Source organism: Neisseria sp. P0009.S010, from assembly GCF_051958545.1.
GTDB lineage: Bacteria > Pseudomonadota > Gammaproteobacteria > Burkholderiales > Neisseriaceae > Neisseria > Neisseria subflava_A.
The window spans coordinates 23,598-41,332 of the sequence record NZ_JBQCVH010000005.1 but is presented as its reverse complement, the minus strand read 5'-3'; the positions used below and the strand labels follow the sequence as shown (position 1 = coordinate 41,332).

General features: G+C 49.4%; 19 protein-coding genes. 14 read left to right on the top strand and 5 right to left on the bottom strand.

The window, feature by feature from the left end:
* Positions 1–41: 41 nt before the first annotated feature.
* Positions 42–623, bottom strand: coding sequence for a superoxide dismutase (locus ACTHSN_RS06355; RefSeq protein WP_070460856.1), 582 nt, complete (start codon positions 621–623; stop codon positions 42–44).
* A gap of 154 nt (positions 624–777) precedes the next feature.
* Here ACTHSN_RS06355 and dnaB point away from each other — a divergent pair, with 154 nt between their 5' ends.
* From dnaB to ACTHSN_RS06325, 6 genes are all read left to right on the top strand, one after another.
* Positions 778–2,184 carry a replicative DNA helicase gene (dnaB, locus tag ACTHSN_RS06350; protein WP_070460859.1) on the top strand — a complete coding sequence of 469 codons (1,407 nt, stop codon included), beginning with the start codon at positions 778–780 and terminating at the stop codon, positions 2,182–2,184.
* A 157-nt stretch (positions 2,185–2,341) separates the two neighbouring features.
* Complete coding sequence (locus ACTHSN_RS06345) at positions 2,342–3,010, top strand: GspH/FimT family pseudopilin (RefSeq protein WP_070460935.1); 669 nt, start codon at positions 2,342–2,344, stop codon at positions 3,008–3,010.
* 12 nt (positions 3,011–3,022) lie between these two features.
* Positions 3,023–3,670, top strand: a complete 648-nt coding sequence (gene pilV / locus ACTHSN_RS06340; RefSeq protein ID WP_191620578.1) for a type IV pilus modification protein PilV — start codon at positions 3,023–3,025, stop codon at positions 3,668–3,670.
* Positions 3,671–3,672: 2 nt separating this feature from the next.
* On the top strand, positions 3,673–4,608 hold the full coding sequence (locus ACTHSN_RS06335; protein ID WP_440365188.1) for a PilW family protein: 936 nt from the start codon (positions 3,673–3,675) through the stop codon (positions 4,606–4,608).
* Positions 4,587–5,132: a pilus assembly PilX family protein gene (locus ACTHSN_RS06330; RefSeq protein WP_070460864.1), complete on the top strand. Its 546-nt coding sequence runs from the start codon at positions 4,587–4,589 to the stop codon at positions 5,130–5,132. Before ACTHSN_RS06335 ends, ACTHSN_RS06330 begins: the two co-directional genes overlap by 22 nt.
* Before the next feature lie 4 nt (positions 5,133–5,136).
* Complete coding sequence (locus ACTHSN_RS06325) at positions 5,137–5,625, top strand: PilX family type IV pilin (protein ID WP_070460866.1); 489 nt, start codon at positions 5,137–5,139, stop codon at positions 5,623–5,625.
* 52 nt (positions 5,626–5,677) lie between these two features.
* Here ACTHSN_RS06325 and ACTHSN_RS06320 read toward each other — a convergent pair whose 3' ends face one another.
* Positions 5,678–6,298: a Smr/MutS family protein gene (locus ACTHSN_RS06320; RefSeq protein ID WP_070460868.1), complete on the bottom strand. Its 621-nt coding sequence runs from the start codon at positions 6,296–6,298 to the stop codon at positions 5,678–5,680.
* 136 nt (positions 6,299–6,434) lie between these two features.
* Here ACTHSN_RS06320 and ACTHSN_RS06315 point away from each other — a divergent pair, with 136 nt between their 5' ends.
* The 6 genes from ACTHSN_RS06315 to mutL all read left to right on the top strand — a co-directional run bounded on the left by ACTHSN_RS06315 (position 6,435) and on the right by mutL (position 12,825).
* Positions 6,435–6,812, top strand: coding sequence for a hypothetical protein (locus ACTHSN_RS06315; RefSeq protein ID WP_070460870.1), 378 nt, complete (start codon positions 6,435–6,437; stop codon positions 6,810–6,812).
* Between the two features lie 135 nt (positions 6,813–6,947).
* Positions 6,948–8,423: an anthranilate synthase component I gene (gene trpE / locus ACTHSN_RS06310; RefSeq protein WP_070460872.1), complete on the top strand. Its 1,476-nt coding sequence runs from the start codon at positions 6,948–6,950 to the stop codon at positions 8,421–8,423.
* Positions 8,424–8,466: 43 nt separating this feature from the next.
* Complete coding sequence (locus ACTHSN_RS06305; RefSeq protein ID WP_070460874.1) at positions 8,467–9,036, top strand: RNA 2'-phosphotransferase; 570 nt, start codon at positions 8,467–8,469, stop codon at positions 9,034–9,036.
* Between the two features lie 83 nt (positions 9,037–9,119).
* Positions 9,120–10,256, top strand: coding sequence for a 5-(carboxyamino)imidazole ribonucleotide synthase (locus ACTHSN_RS06300; protein WP_107811013.1), 1,137 nt, complete (start codon positions 9,120–9,122; stop codon positions 10,254–10,256).
* 72 nt (positions 10,257–10,328) lie between these two features.
* Positions 10,329–10,811, top strand: coding sequence for a GNAT family N-acetyltransferase (locus ACTHSN_RS06295; protein ID WP_003678948.1), 483 nt, complete (start codon positions 10,329–10,331; stop codon positions 10,809–10,811).
* A gap of 37 nt (positions 10,812–10,848) precedes the next feature.
* Positions 10,849–12,825: a DNA mismatch repair endonuclease MutL gene (mutL, locus tag ACTHSN_RS06290; protein ID WP_440365187.1), complete on the top strand. Its 1,977-nt coding sequence runs from the start codon at positions 10,849–10,851 to the stop codon at positions 12,823–12,825.
* Between the two features lie 57 nt (positions 12,826–12,882).
* Here the strand turns inward: mutL and kdsA are convergent, their stop codons facing one another.
* From kdsA to ACTHSN_RS06275, 3 genes are all read right to left on the bottom strand, one after another.
* Positions 12,883–13,725: a 3-deoxy-8-phosphooctulonate synthase gene (gene kdsA / locus ACTHSN_RS06285; protein WP_036472435.1), complete on the bottom strand. Its 843-nt coding sequence runs from the start codon at positions 13,723–13,725 to the stop codon at positions 12,883–12,885.
* A 74-nt stretch (positions 13,726–13,799) separates the two neighbouring features.
* Positions 13,800–14,183, bottom strand: coding sequence for an aspartate 1-decarboxylase (gene panD, locus ACTHSN_RS06280; RefSeq protein ID WP_036490602.1), 384 nt, complete (start codon positions 14,181–14,183; stop codon positions 13,800–13,802).
* Positions 14,184–14,261: 78 nt separating this feature from the next.
* Positions 14,262–15,803 (bottom strand): YdgA family protein, encoded by a 1,542-nt coding sequence (locus ACTHSN_RS06275; RefSeq protein WP_440365186.1) that lies wholly within the window; start codon positions 15,801–15,803, stop codon positions 14,262–14,264.
* A 175-nt stretch (positions 15,804–15,978) separates the two neighbouring features.
* Here ACTHSN_RS06275 and ACTHSN_RS06270 point away from each other — a divergent pair, with 175 nt between their 5' ends.
* Positions 15,979–16,569, top strand: coding sequence for an aminodeoxychorismate/anthranilate synthase component II (locus ACTHSN_RS06270; protein ID WP_003683598.1), 591 nt, complete (start codon positions 15,979–15,981; stop codon positions 16,567–16,569).
* An 89-nt stretch (positions 16,570–16,658) separates the two neighbouring features.
* The gene (gene trpD / locus ACTHSN_RS06265; RefSeq protein ID WP_440365185.1) at positions 16,659–17,687 is read left to right on the top strand and encodes an anthranilate phosphoribosyltransferase; all 1,029 of its coding nucleotides are present in this window, start codon (positions 16,659–16,661) and stop codon (positions 17,685–17,687) included.
* Positions 17,688–17,735 lie beyond the last annotated feature (48 nt).

Here is a 17,735-nt window from a genome sequence, read left to right as displayed (position 1 = left end):
CGTCTGAAAATTCTTCAGACGGCCTTTTCATTCATATCGTTTTATGCGGCAAAGCGTTTGGCAACTTCATCCCAGTTAACGATTTCCCAGAAACCTTTCAGGTAGTTAGGACGGCTGTTGCGGTAGTCGATATAGTAGGCGTGTTCCCATACGTCGCAAGTCAACAGCGGAGTGTTTTCAGTAGTCAGCGGAGTACCTGCATTGGAAGTAGAAACCAGATCCAATTCACCGGCAGGCGTTTTCACCAACCATGCCCAACCAGAGCCGAAAGTACCGGCCGCGCAAGCATCGAACGCTTCTTGGAATTTCTCGAAGCTGCCCCATTTGGCATCGATGGCCGCAGCCAATTCGCCGGCAGGTTTGCCTTGGCCTTTAGGGGTAAAGCCCAGCCAGTAGAAAGTATGGTTCCACGTTTGGGCAGCGTTGTTGAACATACCGCCGGAAGATTTTTTCAGGATTTCTTCCAAAGGCATTTCTTCAAACTCAGTGCCTTTGATTTGATTGTTCAAATTGGTGATGTAAGTTTGATGGTGTTTGCCGTAGTGAAATTCCAAAGTTTCTTTGGTCAGATGAGGGGACAACGCATCCAGTTCATAAGGCAATTGTGGCAGCTTGTGTTCCATTTTTATGCTCCTAATTATTGATATTTATATTTTGGTAGTGTGTGTTGTCAAATCGACAACATTGCTATTTTACCTGCTTTAGCCTAAACAAACCAATTGAACTTACACTGCGCTATAATAGTGGATTGCAATTTTCCAGCCAGAGATGCCCGTCATGAGCAATTATTCCGATATGCCGTCTGAAGACCGTGAAATCAGCGCATTGTCACTGCCGCCACATTCCACAGAAGCGGAGCAATCCGTCTTAGGCGGTCTGATGCTGGAAAATTCTGCTTGGGACCGTATTGCCGATGTCGTTTCCGGCGAAGATTTCTACCGCCACGAACACCGCCTGATTTTTCGTGCGATTGCCAACCTGATTAATGAAAGCCGTCCTGCAGACGTCATTACCGTTCAAGAAAGTTTGGAGCGCAATGAAGAATTGGAAGCGGCAGGCGGATTCAATTATCTGATTACGCTGGCGCAAAACACGCCGTCTGCTGCCAATATCCGCCGCTACGCCGAAATCGTGCGCGAGCGTTCCATCATGCGCCAGCTTGCCGAAGTCGGCACGGAAATTGCACGCAGCGCATACAATCCGCAAGGGCGCGATGCAGGCCAGCTTTTGGACGAGGCAGAAAACAAAGTATTCCAAATCGCCGAAAGTACCGCCAAATCCAAACAAGGCTTCCTTGAGATGCCCGACCTTTTGAAAGAAGTGGTCGAGCGCATCGATATGCTTTATTCGCGCGACAATCCTGATGAAGTAACCGGCATATCGACAGGTTTTATCGACCTCGACAAAAAAACATCAGGCCTCCAACCGGGCGATTTGATTATCGTCGCAGGCCGTCCTTCCATGGGTAAAACTGCCTTTTCGATCAACATTGCGGAACACGTTGCCGTAGAGGGCAAGCTGCCTGTCGCCGTATTTTCGATGGAGATGGGCGGTGCGCAGCTGGTTATGCGTATGCTGAGTTCAGTCGGACGTTTAGACCAAAGCGTTTTAAAAACCGGCAGATTGCAAGACGAACACTGGGGCCGTCTGAACGAAGCAGTTGTTAAACTCTCCGATGCACCCATGTATATCGATGAAACTCCAGGCTTGACCGCGCTCGAACTGCGCGCCCGCGCCCGCCGTCTTGCTCGCCAGTTCAACGGTAAATTGGGCTTGATCGTCATCGACTACTTGCAATTAATGTCAGGCTCCGGCCGTTCTGACAACCGTGCTTCCGAACTTGGCGAAATTTCGCGCTCCCTCAAAGCATTGGCGAAAGAGTTGCAAGTTCCCGTCATTGCCCTGTCGCAGTTGAGCCGTACCGTTGAACAGCGTACCGACAAACGCCCGATGATGTCCGACTTGCGTGAGTCCGGCGCAATCGAACAAGATGCCGACTTGATTATGTTCATGTATCGTGATGAATACTACAACTCAGAATCACCCGCAAAAGGCTTGGCGGAATGTATTATCGGCAAACACCGTAACGGTCCAGTCGGGAAAGTATTCCTCACTTGGATGGGTCAATTTACCAAATTTGATAATGCTGCCTATGTTCCAGAATCTATGTTGATGGAAGATTGAGACAGATTGTCTGAAAAACTAACCGAATTTCATATTTTATTAGTCACGCATTCCAAAATCGTTTAGAATAAATCCAATAAAAGCAAAAGCATTGCCACAGGCAAATGCAAAAGAGAAAACGTCAGTTACCCAACACATTACTACCAAAAAATCACTCATGTATCAGACACAAAAAGGCTTCACCCTAATTGAGTTGCTGATCGTCATTACTATTGCAGCAGTAATGGCCGTCATCGCACTTCCCAATATGAATCAATGGATTGCCTCCAGACGTGCGGCATCGCAAGCAGAGCAAATTGCTAATCTGCTGCGTTTCGCGCGAAATGAGGCCGTCCGTCTCAATCTTCCCGTTTACATCTGCCCGGTCAAAATCAAATCCGATGGCTCGCCCAATAATGGTTGCGATTCCAAATATGCCGGTAATGGTATGTTGGCCTACGCCGATAAAAACGGAGATTCCAACTATAAAAACGATACAGTCGATTTATCCATCCGCTCCATTATTCTTAATGGAGATACCGAAAAAGTAGAATACAGCTTCAACTATATCCCTATCGGCAATGACCGTTCTGCCCTCTCTGCTTCAGCTCCAAAAGAAGTCTGGTGGAGATTTCTTCCCAATGGTACATTTGGCCATTCAACTGATGGCAAGGATTATCAATTTTCAGACGGCCACATCAAAATCAGCCTGTCAGATAAATCTGCCACCGATGCTGAAACCAAGAAAGCCCGTGCTACCGTACTTTTAATCAATGGCAATGGGCATGTCGAAATCTGTGCTAAAAACGATGAGCGCAAAATGTGTGAATACACTTCCAAAGAATAACAACGGTATCTTATGAACATTACTAATCCTACTCATCTCAGATCATTTAAAGGCCGTCTGAAAACGAGCTCATCAAGCTTTACCCCAAAACTTCAATCAGGCATGACCCTGATTGAAGTTTTGATTGCCATGTTTGTCCTTGCTATCGGCGTACTGGCCCTTCTGGCTGTTCAATTACGTACCGTATCCAACGTGCGTGAGTCTGAAAATCAAACCACAGTCGCCCAAATTACGCAAAATTTGATTGAAGGCATGCTCATTAATCCGACGCTCTCTGAAGAAACCGATACTGCAGGCGAAAAAACTACTCGTTATAAAAAATCCTACGATGCCTACCTCAAATCAGACTCTAAACAAACTGCAAAATTTGAAGCCAAAATGACCAAAGCGCAACTTGCGCAGGCGCAAATTGCCCAGTTTAAGGCCGACTTAGCCAAAGCCCTTCCCGAAGCCCAAGTCTTCTCGACCATCTGTAAAGATTCTTCCGGTGCAGAGCCGACTTACGAAAATGGGTTTAACGCAAAATGCGATGGCAAAGGCGACACGACCATCGTGAAAGTTTTATGGTTGCAAGATGTCGAAGAAGAAAATAGCGCAAAAAATCTCAATAAATCGGGGCATCACGTTGTCTATACCTACCAATCACGCGTAAGAGACTAACAATGAACAATAAACGCTTACTCAACCATATTCCCAATAAAACCGCGATGCGCGGTTTCAGCATCCTTGAATTTCTGGTTGCCAGTCTGCTCAGTATGATCGTCTTAATGGCTGTCAGCTCCACCTACTTCACTGCACGCGGATTAAACAAATCTGCCAACTCCCGCATCGGTATCCAGCAAGATTTGCGCAACACCGCCAATATGATCGTCCGCGATGCGCGTATGGCAGGCAATTTCGGTTGCTTCAATATGTCGAATTCTCCCGCCTCTGCAGTAATAGAAGACAAAAGCTCGGATGAATACACATTGAAAACAGCTAGTGTGAATAAGCTGTTACCGGTTAAAGAAATCAATAAATTAGGCTATGCAGGTTTTGCTCAAACCGACAAAGCCCTGCTGTTTCAATATGGAATCGACAAAGCAAACCCTGCTGCAAAAACTGCTATTGTTAGTAGCTGCTCAGGCATTGCAAAGCCTCAAACAGAAATTAAAGATTTGGCGGCGGCAAAATTGGCTTTAAAAATTAACGACTCTGATCAAGACGGCAGTATCGCCATCATGAAACATGAAATGATTGCCTACGCTGTCGGCAAACTTGGCGAAGAGAGCGGTTTGTTCCGTTTCCAATTATCAAATGATGGCTCATGGAGTAATCCGCAGCTGTTGATTAAAGGCATTACAACCATGGATATCCACTATATCTATGCAGAATGTCCTAATTCTGAAAATGCATCTGCCAGCGGAGTAAATACAGAATCATTTGATTACAAAAACGCATTGGATATCTCAGCTGAGGCTAAGTCTCCGGCTTCTATCCAAATCGTACTGAATAACGGCAGTATTGACCCATCAAAAGAACAAGACAATAAAGTCGATATCTATAATATTAATGCCACTATCCGCGGAGGAAACGTATGCGCCGACCGATCACTCTAATCAAACCTGACCGGCAGCAGGGCTATGCTTTGTTTATCGTTTTAATGATGATGGTCGTCATCGCCCTGCTCGTGGTCACAGCTACCCAGTCCTACAATACTGAACAGCGTATCAGCACCAACGATGCCGACCGCAAACTGACAACCACTTTGGCCGAAGCGGCATTGCGTGAAGGTGAAAATCAAATTTTTGATATTGAAGGGAAAAAGACTACTTTTACCGCAAAATGTGAAAAAGGTTTATGTTCCACACCAAATGTCAAATCCAATGGCGATTTTACTGAAGAAGGTAGCCCAACCGTAGATGCTTGGAAGCGTAAATGCGACAAAAGCCTGTGTATTGACACCAATGGTACGGAATATCCTTTAGATAAAAAAAGCGGCATCGCAAACAATCCACGCTACATCATCGAATATTTAGGCAAAACTACCGAGGGTCGAATTACCTACCGCGTTACTGCCAAAGCATGGGGTAAGAATGCCAATACCCAAGTCGTCCTTCAGTCTTACGTTGCCAGCGAATAATAAAATGAATACTACCTCTACCCAACAACTAGGCTTTACGCTGGTTGAGATGATGATTGCCGTCGCCATCTTAGCCATTCTGAGCATCATTGCCATTCCCTCTTACAACCGCTACATTGAACGCGGCTACCAATCACAAGCGCATGCCGAGTTAGTTGCCATCAATTCTGCTTTTAAAACCCAGATGGTTAAAAATCCAAAGTGGAAAACTGATGAGATTAAAACCAAGTTGGATGACTTTATTTCCTCATATAAAGGCCATAAAGATTTGGCAGACAAATACCAATACTCTGCCGAAATGATTGATACCAATAAAAGCCGAGCCTATCGTTTGAAAGCCATTCCCACAAAAACTGGCTACACCCTTTCCGTTTGGATGGATAGTTTGGGCAATGCTTACAAATGCACTGATATGGATTCTGCCAAAGATTTCAAAACCACAATGACCAATGGAAAAGGTTGCGAATCGGTTTCCAAAAAGAAATCTTCTTAGTCTGACAACCATAAAAAAGCAGTGTCATTTTATCGACACTGCTTTTTATATTTTACTGTTTCCAATCATCGTCTCGGCGTTGGCGTTTCAACAAGATCCTGACTGCGCCATCATTGCCTTGTCGAGGCTCGACATAAGCCAATACATCAGGATGCTGCATCAACCAGCGACGCGTCATATTTTTCAAAACCGGTTTATAGCCTGCAGAACCCAAGCCGCTGCCGTGGACAATCTCGCCGCAAACACCGCGTTTTTTCGTAAACTCAATAAATTCGTTCAATACCTGCTGCGCTTCTTCCTGCGTATAGCCGTGCAAATCTACATCCGCCACCACGGGATAATGGCCGTTTCGCAAACGCATCAAATCATTTTTACCCTGCCCGTTTTTACTGAACGAAGCCGGCGGTTCTTCCCAGCCGCCGCTGCCTACATAAAAATAATCTTCCTGCTCCAAAGTCGCCATTTCTTTAGGTCGCGGCTTGATAGGTGATTTATCACGAGGCTGTTCATAATAGTTACCGGCATTTTTCAACGGCGTAACCTTGCCAACCGCCTTGCTGAAATCTACATCCTCTACCAGCTTTTTAGCCTTCGCTTCGGCTTCCCGCTCCGCGGCTTCCTTTTTCACCTGTTTGCCCAAAGCCTTCAGCGTTTCTTGAAAGTTTGCCGTCATGGTTTGTCCTTTCCAAAAAATTGATTGCGCACATTATAGCAAACCCGATTACAAGACCGTCTGAAAGACTCTTATCATCGCTTCTTGTTTAGGGTATAGTATTAACGTATTGCCAGTCTTACAAAAGAGAGAAAATATGTTTAAACGCCCGGAAGAAATCATCGTCTTGATACTTGCCCTATTATGGGTCGTACTCAGCTACTACATTGCCGCCATCCTGATTTCAGATGCCTACACCATTCTCCTGATTACCGTACTGACTTTCGTTTGGGCGGCCATCTGTTTCCTTTTATGGCAACGCAACTTAAGCCGTCATATTTGGCCGCTGTTCCTCGGCAGCCTAGTTGCCTGTTGGTGGCCGTACTTCACTTGGCTTGCAAGCGATGTTCCCGAAGGTACATGGTATTCAGGCTGGACATTCAAATCCATTATTGCCCTGATTCCCGTTATTGCCGCTTATCTCTTCAAGTGGAAACGAAGCCGGAAAAACAAAATCTCCAATACCCTTGCCTGATACCTCGCGCCGTCTTTTTCAGACGGCGTTTTCCATATCTGACATAACGCTCAGACTGTCAACAATCCCAATAAAATGCTATACTCTTCACACGATTTAACACCCTAAAACAGGCCGTCTGAAAGACTTATCAAGATGATCAGCAAACAAGAATACCAAGCCCAAGCCGCACAAGGTTACAACCGCATTCCACTCGTTCAAGAGCTGCTTGCCGACTTGGACACACCGCTCTCAATCTACCTCAAACTTGCCAACAAGCCTTTCACCTACCTGCTCGAATCCGTTGTCGGTGGCGAACGCTTCGGCCGCTATTCCTTTATCGGCCTGCCTTGCAGCCACTATCTCAAAACCAGCGGCAAACATGTCGATGTGTATCAAAACGGCGAAATCGTCGAACAACACGACGGCAATCCCCTGCCCTTTATCGAAGCCTTCCACAACCGCTTCAAAACGCCCGAAATCCCAAGCCTGCCGCGCTTTACCGGTGGCCTGGTCGGCTACTTTGGTTATGAAACCATCTACAATTTTGAACATTTTTCCCACCGCCTGAAACATACGGCCAAAGCCGATCCGCTCGGTACGCCTGACATCCTCCTGATGCTCTCGCAAGAGCTTGCAGTAGTGGATAACCTAAGCGGCAAAATCTACCTGATTGTTTATACCGATCCGTCTCAGACCAACGGCTACGAACGCGCACGCGAACGTCTTGAAGACATCCGTACCCAGTTACGCCAAAGTTGCGCCATCCCACTTTCCCTCGGCAGCAAGCAAACTCAAGCGGTCAGCGAATTTGGAGAAGAACCTTTTAAAGCCTGCGTCAATAAAATCAAAGACTACATCTTTGCCGGCGACTGCATGCAGGTTGTCCCCAGCCAACGCATGAGCATGGAATTTACCGATAATCCGCTTGCCCTCTACCGCGCCCTGCGTACGCTGAACCCATCGCCGTATATGTTCTACTACGATTTCGGCGATTTCCATATTGTCGGCTCTTCGCCCGAAATCCTCGTCCGCCGCGAACGCGACGATGTCATCGTCCGCCCTATCGCCGGCACGCGCCTGCGCGGCAAAACACCAGCTGAAGACCTCGCCAACGAGCAAGACCTGCTGAGCGATGCCAAAGAAATTGCCGAACACGTCATGTTGATTGACTTAGGACGCAACGACGTCGGCCGTATCAGTAAAACCGGCGAAGTCAAAGTCACCGACAAAATGGTGATTGAAAAATATTCCCATGTGATGCACATCGTCTCCAACGTCGAAGGCCGTCTGAAAGACGGCATGACCAATATGGATATCCTCGCCGCTACCTTCCCGGCAGGCACACTTTCCGGCGCGCCTAAAGTCCGCGCTATGGAAATCATCGAAGAAGTCGAACCGAGCAAACGCGGCATCTACGGCGGCGCAGTCGGCGTATGGAGTTTCAACAACGACATGGACTTGGCCATTGCCATCCGCACCGCCGTGATTAAAAACAATACCCTCTTCGTCCAAAGCGGCGCAGGCGTAGTTGCCGACTCCGACCCAACCTCCGAATGGCAGGAAACCCAAAATAAAGCCCGCGCAGTAATACGCGCAGCACAAATGGTGCAAGAAGGGTTGGATAAATAATTTTCAGACGGCCTGCGCTCTGAAATGACTAAACAACAAGATTATGATACTCAACGAAAAACAACTAAAATCCATCAGCAAATTCCTCAGCTTTATCTTGCGTCATCATCCCGAGCAAATCGGTATTACTTTGGATAAAGACGGCTGGGTGGATATTGATACCCTACTGACGCAGGCAAACCATCCCGAGCGCGGCTTTACGGGCAATCCGCTGACATACGAAGTATTGTTGGAAGTGGTCGAAAACAACGATAAAAAACGATTTACGATTTCCGAAGACGGCAAACGCATCCGCGCGGCGCAAGGTCATTCGACGGCACAAGTTCAGGTTGAACACAAAGTGGCGACACCTCCTCAAATTTTGTATCACGGTACGGCTGAGCGGTCTGTGCCGTCTATATTGGAACAAGGACTGCATTCTGCCTCGCGCCATTTTGTCCATCTGTCTGCCGATGCCGAAACAGCCGTCAACGTCGGCTCCCGCCACGGCAAGCCGGTTGTATTGACCATCGACACTGTCGCCATGCTTGCGGCAGGACATCAATTTTATCTGGCGGACAACGGCGTATGGTTAACTGAAAACGTTCCGCCGCAATTTATCGGCAAACTTTAAAACATCAGGCCGTCTGAAACCCATAAACCCTTTTCAGACAGCCCGCAAACACCCTACCCAATTTCTTCATAAAGCGATTATCCATGAACACATCCCCCATCCTCCCTCCTGCTATGCTCGGCATTCTTGGCGGCGGACAATTAGGCAGAATGTTTACTGTTGCTGCCAAAACCATGGGCTACAAAGTAACTGTACTCGATCCCGACCCGAATGCGCCGGCAGCAGAATTTGCCGACCGTCATTTATGCGCGCCGTTTGACGACCAAGCTGCTTTGGAAGAATTGGCAAAATGCGCGGCGGTTACGACCGAGTTTGAAAACGTCAATGCCGACGCGATGCGTTTTCTCGCCAAACACACCAACGTTTCCCCCAGCGGTGACTGCGTTGCCATCGCGCAAAACCGCATTCAGGAAAAGTCATGGATACGCAAAGCAGGTCTGCAAACCGCACCATATCAAGCAGTTTGCAAAGCCGAAGACATCACTGAAGAAAGCGTACAATTTCTGCCCGGCATCCTGAAAACCGCTACTTTGGGCTATGACGGCAAAGGCCAAATCCGCGTAAAAACATTGGATGAACTCAAAGCCGCGTTTGCCGAACACGGCGGAGTGGATTGCGTTTTGGAAAAAATGGTGGACTTGCGCGGCGAGATTTCCGTTATCGTATGCCGTCTGAACAATGACAACGTGCAAACTTTCGACCCTGCCGAAAACATTCACGAAAACGGCATCCTCGCCTACTCCATCGTCCCAGCCCGACTGAGTGCCGACGTACAGCAACAGGCGCGGCAGATGGCACAGCGTTTGGCCGATGAGTTAAACTACGTTGGCGTATTGGCAGTAGAAATGTTTGTTGTCGGCGACACGCATGAATTGGTCGTCAACGAAATCGCGCCGCGTCCGCACAATTCCGGCCACCACACTATCGACGCCTGCGCGGCAGACCAATTCCAGCAACAGGTCCGCCTGATGTGTAACCTGCCTCCGGCTGACACCAAATTGCTGACTTCTTGCTGTATGGCGAATATTTTGGGTGACGTTTGGAAGGAAGACTGCAACGAACCCGAATGGCTGCCACTGCAAAGCAACCCGAATGCACATCTGCATCTTTACGGTAAAAAAGCCGCGCGCAAAGGCCGAAAAATGGGCCACTTTACCGTCTTGGCTAACGATGCGGACAACGCGTTCCAAACCGCACAAACCTTACATCAAAACCTGTAACCTTACCCACTTTTTTCAGACGGCCTTTGATTGCCAAAGGCCGTCTGAAATCAATTTTTCCGACCATCCGCCATGAGCCTTCTGACCATCCTCCGTCCGGCAACCGAAAAAGACTGCCAAGCCATACACAACGCCCATCTGCATGCCGTTCAATACGCCTGCATCCGCAGTTACGATGAAACCATTATGCACACATGGGAAAGTCTGCTCGACATCAACAGCTATTTGGAAACCATCTCCGATAAAAACAAAGCCTTGTGGGTGGTCGAATACAAAGGGCTGATTCAAGGTTTCTTCCAAGTAGATTTTAAAGAAGCACAACTGGACGCCTTATACGTCCATCCGCTCTTCCACAATCTCGGCTTGGGTACTGCCCTGCTCAGCCGCGCCGAAGAAATGGCACGAAATGCAGGCCTCAGCTTTCTCAAACTGTATGCCTCGCTCAATTCCGTGCCTTTCTATCGCCTCAATCGTTATGAGTCGCTCGGTACTGCCGTGTTACAGCTGAACAAAACCGTCCGCGTCGAATGCGAATTGATGCGCAAATACCTGTAATATTCCCCTTCTGCCGTTGCTTTTTTGAAAGAAACCGATGTCCCGAATTGCCGCCCTGCCCGACCATCTTGTCAACCAAATCGCCGCTGGCGAAGTGGTCGAACGCCCTGCCAACGCCTTGAAAGAAATTGTTGAAAACAGTATCGATGCAGGCGCAACAGCGATTGATGTCGAGCTGGCCGGCGGCGGCATCCGCCTGATTCGCGTCAGCGACAACGGCAGCGGTATCCATCCGGACGACATCGAGCTTGCACTACACCGCCACGCCACCAGCAAAATCAAAACCTTAAACGATTTGGAACACGTTGCCAGCATGGGCTTTCGCGGCGAAGGCTTGGCCAGTATCGCCTCCGTCAGCCGCCTGACTCTGACCAGCCGCCAAGACGGCAGCGCGCACGCGACCCAAGTCAAAGCTGAAGACGGCAAACTCAGCAGCCCCACCGCCGCCGCCCACCCCGTCGGCACCACCATCGAAGCTGCCGAACTCTTCTTCAACACCCCCGCGCGGCGCAAGTTCCTCAAATCCGAAAACACCGAATACGCCCACTGCGCCACCATGCTCGAACGCCTTGCGCTGGCGCATCCGCACATTGCCTTCTCGCTCAAACGCGACGGCAAACAAGTGTTCAAACTTCCTGCACAAAGCCTGCATGAACGTATCGCCGCCATTGTCGGCGATGATTTTCAGACGGCCTCATTGGAAATTGACAGCGGCAATGGCGCATTACGGCTCTATGGCGCGATTGCCAAACCGACTTTCGCCAAAGGCAAAACCGACAAGCAATACTGCTTCGTCAACCATCGTTTTGTCCGCGACAAAGTCATGCTCCATGCTGTCAAACAAGCATACCGCGACGTATTGCACAACGCACTGACGCCTGCTTTCGTCCTCTTTCTCGACCTGCCGCCCGAAGCCGTGGATGTCAACGTACACCCGACCAAAACCGAAATCCGCTTCCGCGACAGCCAGCAGGTGCACCAACTTGTGTTCCACACGCTCAACAAAGCACTTGCCAACACGCGCGCCGACTTGACCGAAAGCGTCAGCAACGCAGGCGAAGTGTTGTATGACATTACCGGCGTTACGCCTGCTCCAATGCCGTCTGAAAACGACAGCGAAAATCTGTTTGATAGCGCATCCAACTACCCGACAGGCAACAAACCCGATACACGCAATGCCTTTGGCTCATCAGGCAAAACCGCGCCCATGCCTTACCAAGCCGCGCGCGCGCCGCAACAACGCAGCCTGTCCCTGCGCGAAAGCCGCGCGGCAATGAATACTTACGCCGAGCTCTACAAAAAAACCGACGACATCGACCTTGAGTTAAGCCAATTTGAGCAGGCACGTTTCGGCAATATGCCGTCTGAAATGCCTCCCCAAAAAACAGATACGCCGCTTTCAGACGGCCTTCCCTCCCAATCCGAATTACCGCCGCTAGGCTTCGCCATCGCCCAACTCTTAGGCATCTACATCCTTGCCCAAGCCGAAGACAGCCTATTGCTCATCGATATGCACGCTGCCGCCGAACGCGTCAACTACGAGAAAATGAAACGCCAACGTCAGGAAAACGGCAACCTGCAAAGCCAGCGTCTGCTTATTCCCGTAACCTTTGCCGCGTCCCACGAAGAATGTGCCGCCCTTGCAGATCATGCCGAAACGCTGGCAGGCTTTGGATTGGAATTGTCCGACATGGGCGGCAATACCCTTGCCGTCCGCGCAGTTCCCGCTATGCTCGGCAAAGCCGACGTCGTTTCACTGGCCAAAGATGTATTGGGCGAACTCGCCCAAGTCGGCAGCAGCCAAACCATCGAGGAACACGAAAACCACATCCTCGCCACCATGTCCTGCCACGGCTCCGTCCGCGCCGGCCGCCAACTGACTTTGCCCGAAATGAACGCACTCCTGCGCGATATGGAAAACACACCGCGCAGCAACCAGTGCAACCACGGCCGTCCGACTTGGGTCAAACTGACTTTAAAAGAATTGGATGCGTTGTTTTTACGCGGACAGTAATGCCAATAAAAAGGCCGTCTGAAACTGCTTTCAGACGGCCTTTTTATTGATTGACCCTTAACGAATATCCATAGGTGCAAACGATTTCACGGTTTCATCGATTGCTTTAACACGGGTCAGGAAATCTTCCAATTGGGCAAGCGGCAATGCGCTTGGGCCATCGCATTTGGCTTGGTCGGGATTGGCATGAGATTCAAGGAACAAACCGGCCAATCGGGTTGCCATGCCGGCAAGCGCCAAGTCTAATACTTGGGCGCGACGGCCGCCTGACGCAGCAGCGCCGGATTCACGCGTTTGCAGGGAATGGGTTACGTCAAAAATAACGGGCAGGTTGTTACACGTTTTTTTCATCACGCCAAAGCCGAGCATATCCACCACCAAGTTGTCGTAGCCGAAGTTTGCGCCGCGTTCGCACAAAATGATTTGCTCGTTGCCTGCTTCTTGGAATTTCTCGACGATGTTTTTCATTTGAGACGGGCTGAGGAATTGCGGTTTTTTGATGTTGATGACATTGCCGGTTTTCGCCATTGCCACCACCAAATCGGTTTGACGTGCCAAGAATGCTGGCAGCTGGATGACATCGCAGACTTCGGCAACCGGCTGACATTGGTAAGGCTCGTGAACGTCGGTAATCACGGGAACGTTAAACTCGCGTTTCACCGCTTGAAAAATCTTCATGCCTTCGTCCAAACCCACACCGCGGAAAGAGTGAATGGAAGAGCGGTTTGCCTTGTCGAAAGAGGCTTTGAAAACGTAAGGGATGCCGAGTTTATCGGTTACTTTAACGTATTGCTCACAGGCTTTCAGCGTAGAGTCGAGGTCTTCAAGGACATTGATGCCGCCGAAAAGGGTAAAGGGCGCATCGTTGCTGACGGTGATGTTGTTGATTTGGATATTCACGGCAAAGCCTTTCAGATAAGTTGAATTTGGGAAACAGGCCGTCTGAAACATTTCAGACGGCCTTTGTTTGAATATTACAACACGGTGTGCGGTGGCTCATAAGAAATCACGTCGCGGATTTTATTGTTCTCATCGACGAGGACGACTTTCGGCTCATGCGCTGCAATTTCGGGTTCGGACAACATAACGTAAGACATGATAATCACGATATCGCCTTTTTGAACCAAACGCGCAGCCGCGCCATTCAAGCAAACGACGCCGCTGCCGCGTTCGCCGGGGATGGTATAAGTTTCAAGACGTTCGCCGTTGTTATTGTTGACGATGGCGACTTTTTCGTTAACGCAAATACCTGCCGCATCGAGCAGGTCTTGATCAATAGTAATGCTGCCGACGTAGTTGAGGTCGGCTTCGGTAACGGTGGCACGGTGGATTTTGCCGCCGAGCATGGTACGGAACATGGGTTTCCTTTTTGATTGTGGGTTGATTTGCGGTTTTAACTTCAGAGAAGTTAAAACCGCTGTTTGTGTGATTGAGGATTAGTTATTGGGAAAGTCTGATTCGTCGAACTCAGGTTCCGGGTCGCTTTGAAGGACTTTTCCGTTTAATTTCAACTCGCTGTTTTGCAGAGTCAGATGGGTTTTGACATTATCGTCTTCTAAGGTCAAATATTTTTCTCTTGCCATACTTTTGATGGTGCTGTCTACCATCAGGCGCAAGGTCTCGTTGATATCGTCGATGCTGGCACGGCCTGCGGCTTCATCTTCGGCATTGACGCTAAACAGGTTGCTTGCTTGGTTGACGGCGAGTTGTTCCAACAATTTTTGCGGTACGCTCATGTTGAAGTCGGCTTCGGTTTTCTTCAGCATATCGCCCAAATTGTTGAGGTCTTTGGCTGCCAAACCTTTAAACGCGAGTTTTCCGCTGACATCGACATCGCCATGAGGCATGGTAAATTTGAAAGTTTTGACGTTTAAAACCGGATTGTTGGTAAACAGGCCTGAAGCCTCGTTTTTGGCCGTCTGAATCAAGGAAGCCTGAATTTCTTCTTCGCTCATTTTCTTCACGGACACTTCGGCAATTTTGTTTTTCAATGCCAAAAGTGATGCCGCATCCAAATGCTCGGCAGCGACATTGATGTCCAGAGGGCCGTATTTGTCTTCGCCATAGGTCAGGCTTTCAAATTGGAAGCGGCCTTCGCTGTTGATGAATTTATCGACTTCTCCGGTCTGGGTATCGAAACGCAGTTTGCTGACTTCGATTTTAGACGGAGCAATCGTGCCGGTCGGATTGATGAATGCACCGATTTGCAGGTTAGTCACAAGGTTGACCAGTTCGTTCAACTTAACGTTGTAATCGATGTTTTCTTTCCATTGCAACAGGAATTTATCCAGCGTAATGCTGCTCTTGCCCAAAGAAAGTTTGGTCAAGCCGTCTTCCGTTTCGGATTGGAAGCGCAGGTTTTCCAAAGACACATCGCCTTTGTCGGCCAATTTGACTTGCAAAGACGGCGCAAGGTAATCGTGGCGATAGCTTTTGAAGCCTTGGCTGTAATCGGTATTGCCGCTAAAGCCTTTCCATTTGAGCTTGATACCGGAAAGCTCTTCATAATCAAAAGCGGGAATATTGAGGCTGAGTTTGCCGTCGCCGGAAAGGTAAACCGTATTGGTCATGGTCAACGGCGTTTGCTGGCCGAAGAAACGGTCCAAAATCTTTTTGGTTTCCGGATGGTATTGGAACTCAGTTTCCACATGGGCGCGCGTGCCGAAACCTCCGGCAAACGGGCCGTGTGTCACGTGGTTGATGACCGTAATCGGCTCTTGGAGGACGGTTTTCAAATTGTCCGGCAGATATTTTTGCGCATTTTGAAGCAGGGTCGGCTTGAGGCGGATGACGGTCGTCTCGGTTGAACTGAACCAGCCGCGATCGTATTGGTGGGATTCAACGGTCAGGAAACCGGATTCCTGCAACAGCTTTTGTTGCTCGGTCAGGCTTTCTTCCGCTTTGACACCAAGATAATAAGGCGTGCCGAGCGCAGCGGCGACAACAACGGCGGCAGTCGGGATAAGATACTTTTTCATCACTTCAAACAGATTAGGTTCAAAGCGTAAAGCATAGCATTTTTTAGCTGTTTTGTCTTATCCGCCGTTTCAGACGGCCTTTAGGTAAAGATTGTGATATTATGCAAACATAAACGATTTTTACACTTTTGGCAGGCCTTACCCTGTCTGCCAAAATGTCATTAAAGGTTTGCAAATGCTTTTATTCATTGATAATTACGACAGCTTCACCTACAACATCGTCCAATACTTTGCCGAATTGGGGCAGGAAGTTTTGGTTCGCTGCAACGATGAAATCACCATCGAAGAAATCGAAGCCCTGAAACCTCAATATCTGGTCATCGGCCCCGGCCCTTGTTCCCCTAAAGAAGCAGGCATTTCTGTTGCAGCCATGCAGCACTTTGCCGGCAGGTTGCCCGTCATGGGCGTGTGTCTCGGCCATCAAACCATGGGCGAAGCGTTCGGCGGCAATGTCGTGCGCGCGCAAACGATGATGCACGGCAAAGTCTCCCCCGTTTTCCATCACGGCACAGGCATGTTTAAAGACCTGCCCAATCCGGTCAACTGCACGCGCTACCACAGCCTGGCCATAGACCGCGCCACCCTACCCGACTGCCTCGAAATTACCGCGTGGACGGAAGACGGCGAAATCATGGGCGTACGCCACAAAGAATATGCCGTCGAAGGCGTACAGTTCCACCCCGAAGCCCTGCTGACCGAACACGGCCACGATATGCTGAAAAACTTCTTGGAAGAATTCAAAGACTATCGCCCGCAAAAATCTTAATGAAAGGCCGTCTGAAAGGTGTTTGACAGTGTTCAAACCACATTTTTCAGACGGCCTGAATCACATCGGACACGAACAAAGGAAAAATCATGATTACCCCTCAACAAGCGATTGAACGCCTCATCAGCAACAACGAACTTTTCTACGATGAAATGACCGACCTCATGCGCCAAATCATGAGCGGCCAAGTTCCGCCCGAGCAAATCGCCGCCATCCTGACCGGCCTGCGGATTAAAGTTGAAACCGTTTCCGAGATTACCGCCGCAGCCAGCGTGATGCGTGAATTTGCCACTAAAGTGCCGCTGGAAAACGCCGATGACTTGGTCGATATTGTCGGCACGGGCGGCGACGGTGCCAAAACCTTCAATATTTCGACGACTTCCATGTTTGTCGCGGCTGCGGCAGGAGCGAAAGTTGCCAAACACGGCGGCCGCTCCGTTTCTTCATCCAGCGGCGCTGCCGATGTCATGGAACAAATGGGCGCCAACCTCAACCTCAACCCTGAACAGGTTGCCCAAAGCATTCAGCAAACCGGCATCGGCTTTATGTTCGCGCCCAACCATCACAGCGCCATGCGCTATGTTGCCCCTGTCCGCCGTTCGCTCGGGTTCCGCAGCATCTTCAATATCTTAGGCCCGCTGACCAATCCAGCCGGCGCGGCAAACCAACTCTTGGGCGTGTTCCACATCGACTTGTGCGGCATTCTTTCCCGCGTATTGCAACAGCTTGGTTCCAAACATGTTTTAGTTGTGTGCGGCGAAGGCGGTTTGGATGAAATCACGCTGACCGGCAAAACCCGCGTTGCCGAACTGAAAGACGGCAAAATCACCGAATACGACATCAGCTCGGCCGATTTCGGCATGGAAGTCCGCCGCAATTTAGACGAAATCAAAGTCGAAAATGCGCAAGAATCCCTGCAAAAAATGAACGAAGTGCTGGACGGCAAAACCGGTGCCGCACGCGATATCGTCGTCCTCAATGCCGCCGCCGCGCTCTATGCAGGAAATGTGGTCGCTTCGCTGGCAGATGGCGTCAAAGCCGCTCAAGAAGCCATCGACTCCGGCAAGGCCAAAGCCAAAAAAGACGAATTTATCGAATTTGGCAAACAATTTGCCTAAACTTTAAAACCATAAACAAAGGCCGTCTGAAAAATCTTTCAGACGGCC

What these genes read in the sequence shown, in the direction of transcription:
- ACTHSN_RS06345 (WP_070460935.1), top strand. Translation starts at nt 2,342, where the DNA reads ATGTATCAGACACAAAAAGGCTTCACCCTAATTGAGTTGCTGATCGTC.
- ACTHSN_RS06355 (WP_070460856.1), bottom strand. Translation starts at nt 623, where the DNA reads ATGGAACACAAGCTGCCACAATTGCCTTATGAACTGGATGCGTTGTCC.
- ACTHSN_RS06305 (WP_070460874.1), top strand. Translation starts at nt 8,467, where the DNA reads ATGATACTCAACGAAAAACAACTAAAATCCATCAGCAAATTCCTCAGC.
- ACTHSN_RS06275 (WP_440365186.1), bottom strand. Translation starts at nt 15,803, where the DNA reads ATGAAAAAGTATCTTATCCCGACTGCCGCCGTTGTTGTCGCCGCTGCG.
- mutL (WP_440365187.1), top strand. Translation starts at nt 10,849, where the DNA reads ATGTCCCGAATTGCCGCCCTGCCCGACCATCTTGTCAACCAAATCGCC.
- panD (WP_036490602.1), bottom strand. Translation starts at nt 14,183, where the DNA reads ATGTTCCGTACCATGCTCGGCGGCAAAATCCACCGTGCCACCGTTACC.
- ACTHSN_RS06315 (WP_070460870.1), top strand. Translation starts at nt 6,435, where the DNA reads ATGTTTAAACGCCCGGAAGAAATCATCGTCTTGATACTTGCCCTATTA.
- ACTHSN_RS06330 (WP_070460864.1), top strand. Translation starts at nt 4,587, where the DNA reads ATGCGCCGACCGATCACTCTAATCAAACCTGACCGGCAGCAGGGCTAT.
- trpD (WP_440365185.1), top strand. Translation starts at nt 16,659, where the DNA reads ATGATTACCCCTCAACAAGCGATTGAACGCCTCATCAGCAACAACGAA.
- ACTHSN_RS06335 (WP_440365188.1), top strand. Translation starts at nt 3,673, where the DNA reads ATGAACAATAAACGCTTACTCAACCATATTCCCAATAAAACCGCGATG.
- pilV (WP_191620578.1), top strand. Translation starts at nt 3,023, where the DNA reads ATGAACATTACTAATCCTACTCATCTCAGATCATTTAAAGGCCGTCTG.
- ACTHSN_RS06300 (WP_107811013.1), top strand. Translation starts at nt 9,120, where the DNA reads ATGAACACATCCCCCATCCTCCCTCCTGCTATGCTCGGCATTCTTGGC.
- trpE (WP_070460872.1), top strand. Translation starts at nt 6,948, where the DNA reads ATGATCAGCAAACAAGAATACCAAGCCCAAGCCGCACAAGGTTACAAC.
- ACTHSN_RS06295 (WP_003678948.1), top strand. Translation starts at nt 10,329, where the DNA reads ATGAGCCTTCTGACCATCCTCCGTCCGGCAACCGAAAAAGACTGCCAA.
- dnaB (WP_070460859.1), top strand. Translation starts at nt 778, where the DNA reads ATGAGCAATTATTCCGATATGCCGTCTGAAGACCGTGAAATCAGCGCA.
- ACTHSN_RS06325 (WP_070460866.1), top strand. Translation starts at nt 5,137, where the DNA reads ATGAATACTACCTCTACCCAACAACTAGGCTTTACGCTGGTTGAGATG.
- ACTHSN_RS06270 (WP_003683598.1), top strand. Translation starts at nt 15,979, where the DNA reads ATGCTTTTATTCATTGATAATTACGACAGCTTCACCTACAACATCGTC.
- ACTHSN_RS06320 (WP_070460868.1), bottom strand. Translation starts at nt 6,298, where the DNA reads ATGACGGCAAACTTTCAAGAAACGCTGAAGGCTTTGGGCAAACAGGTG.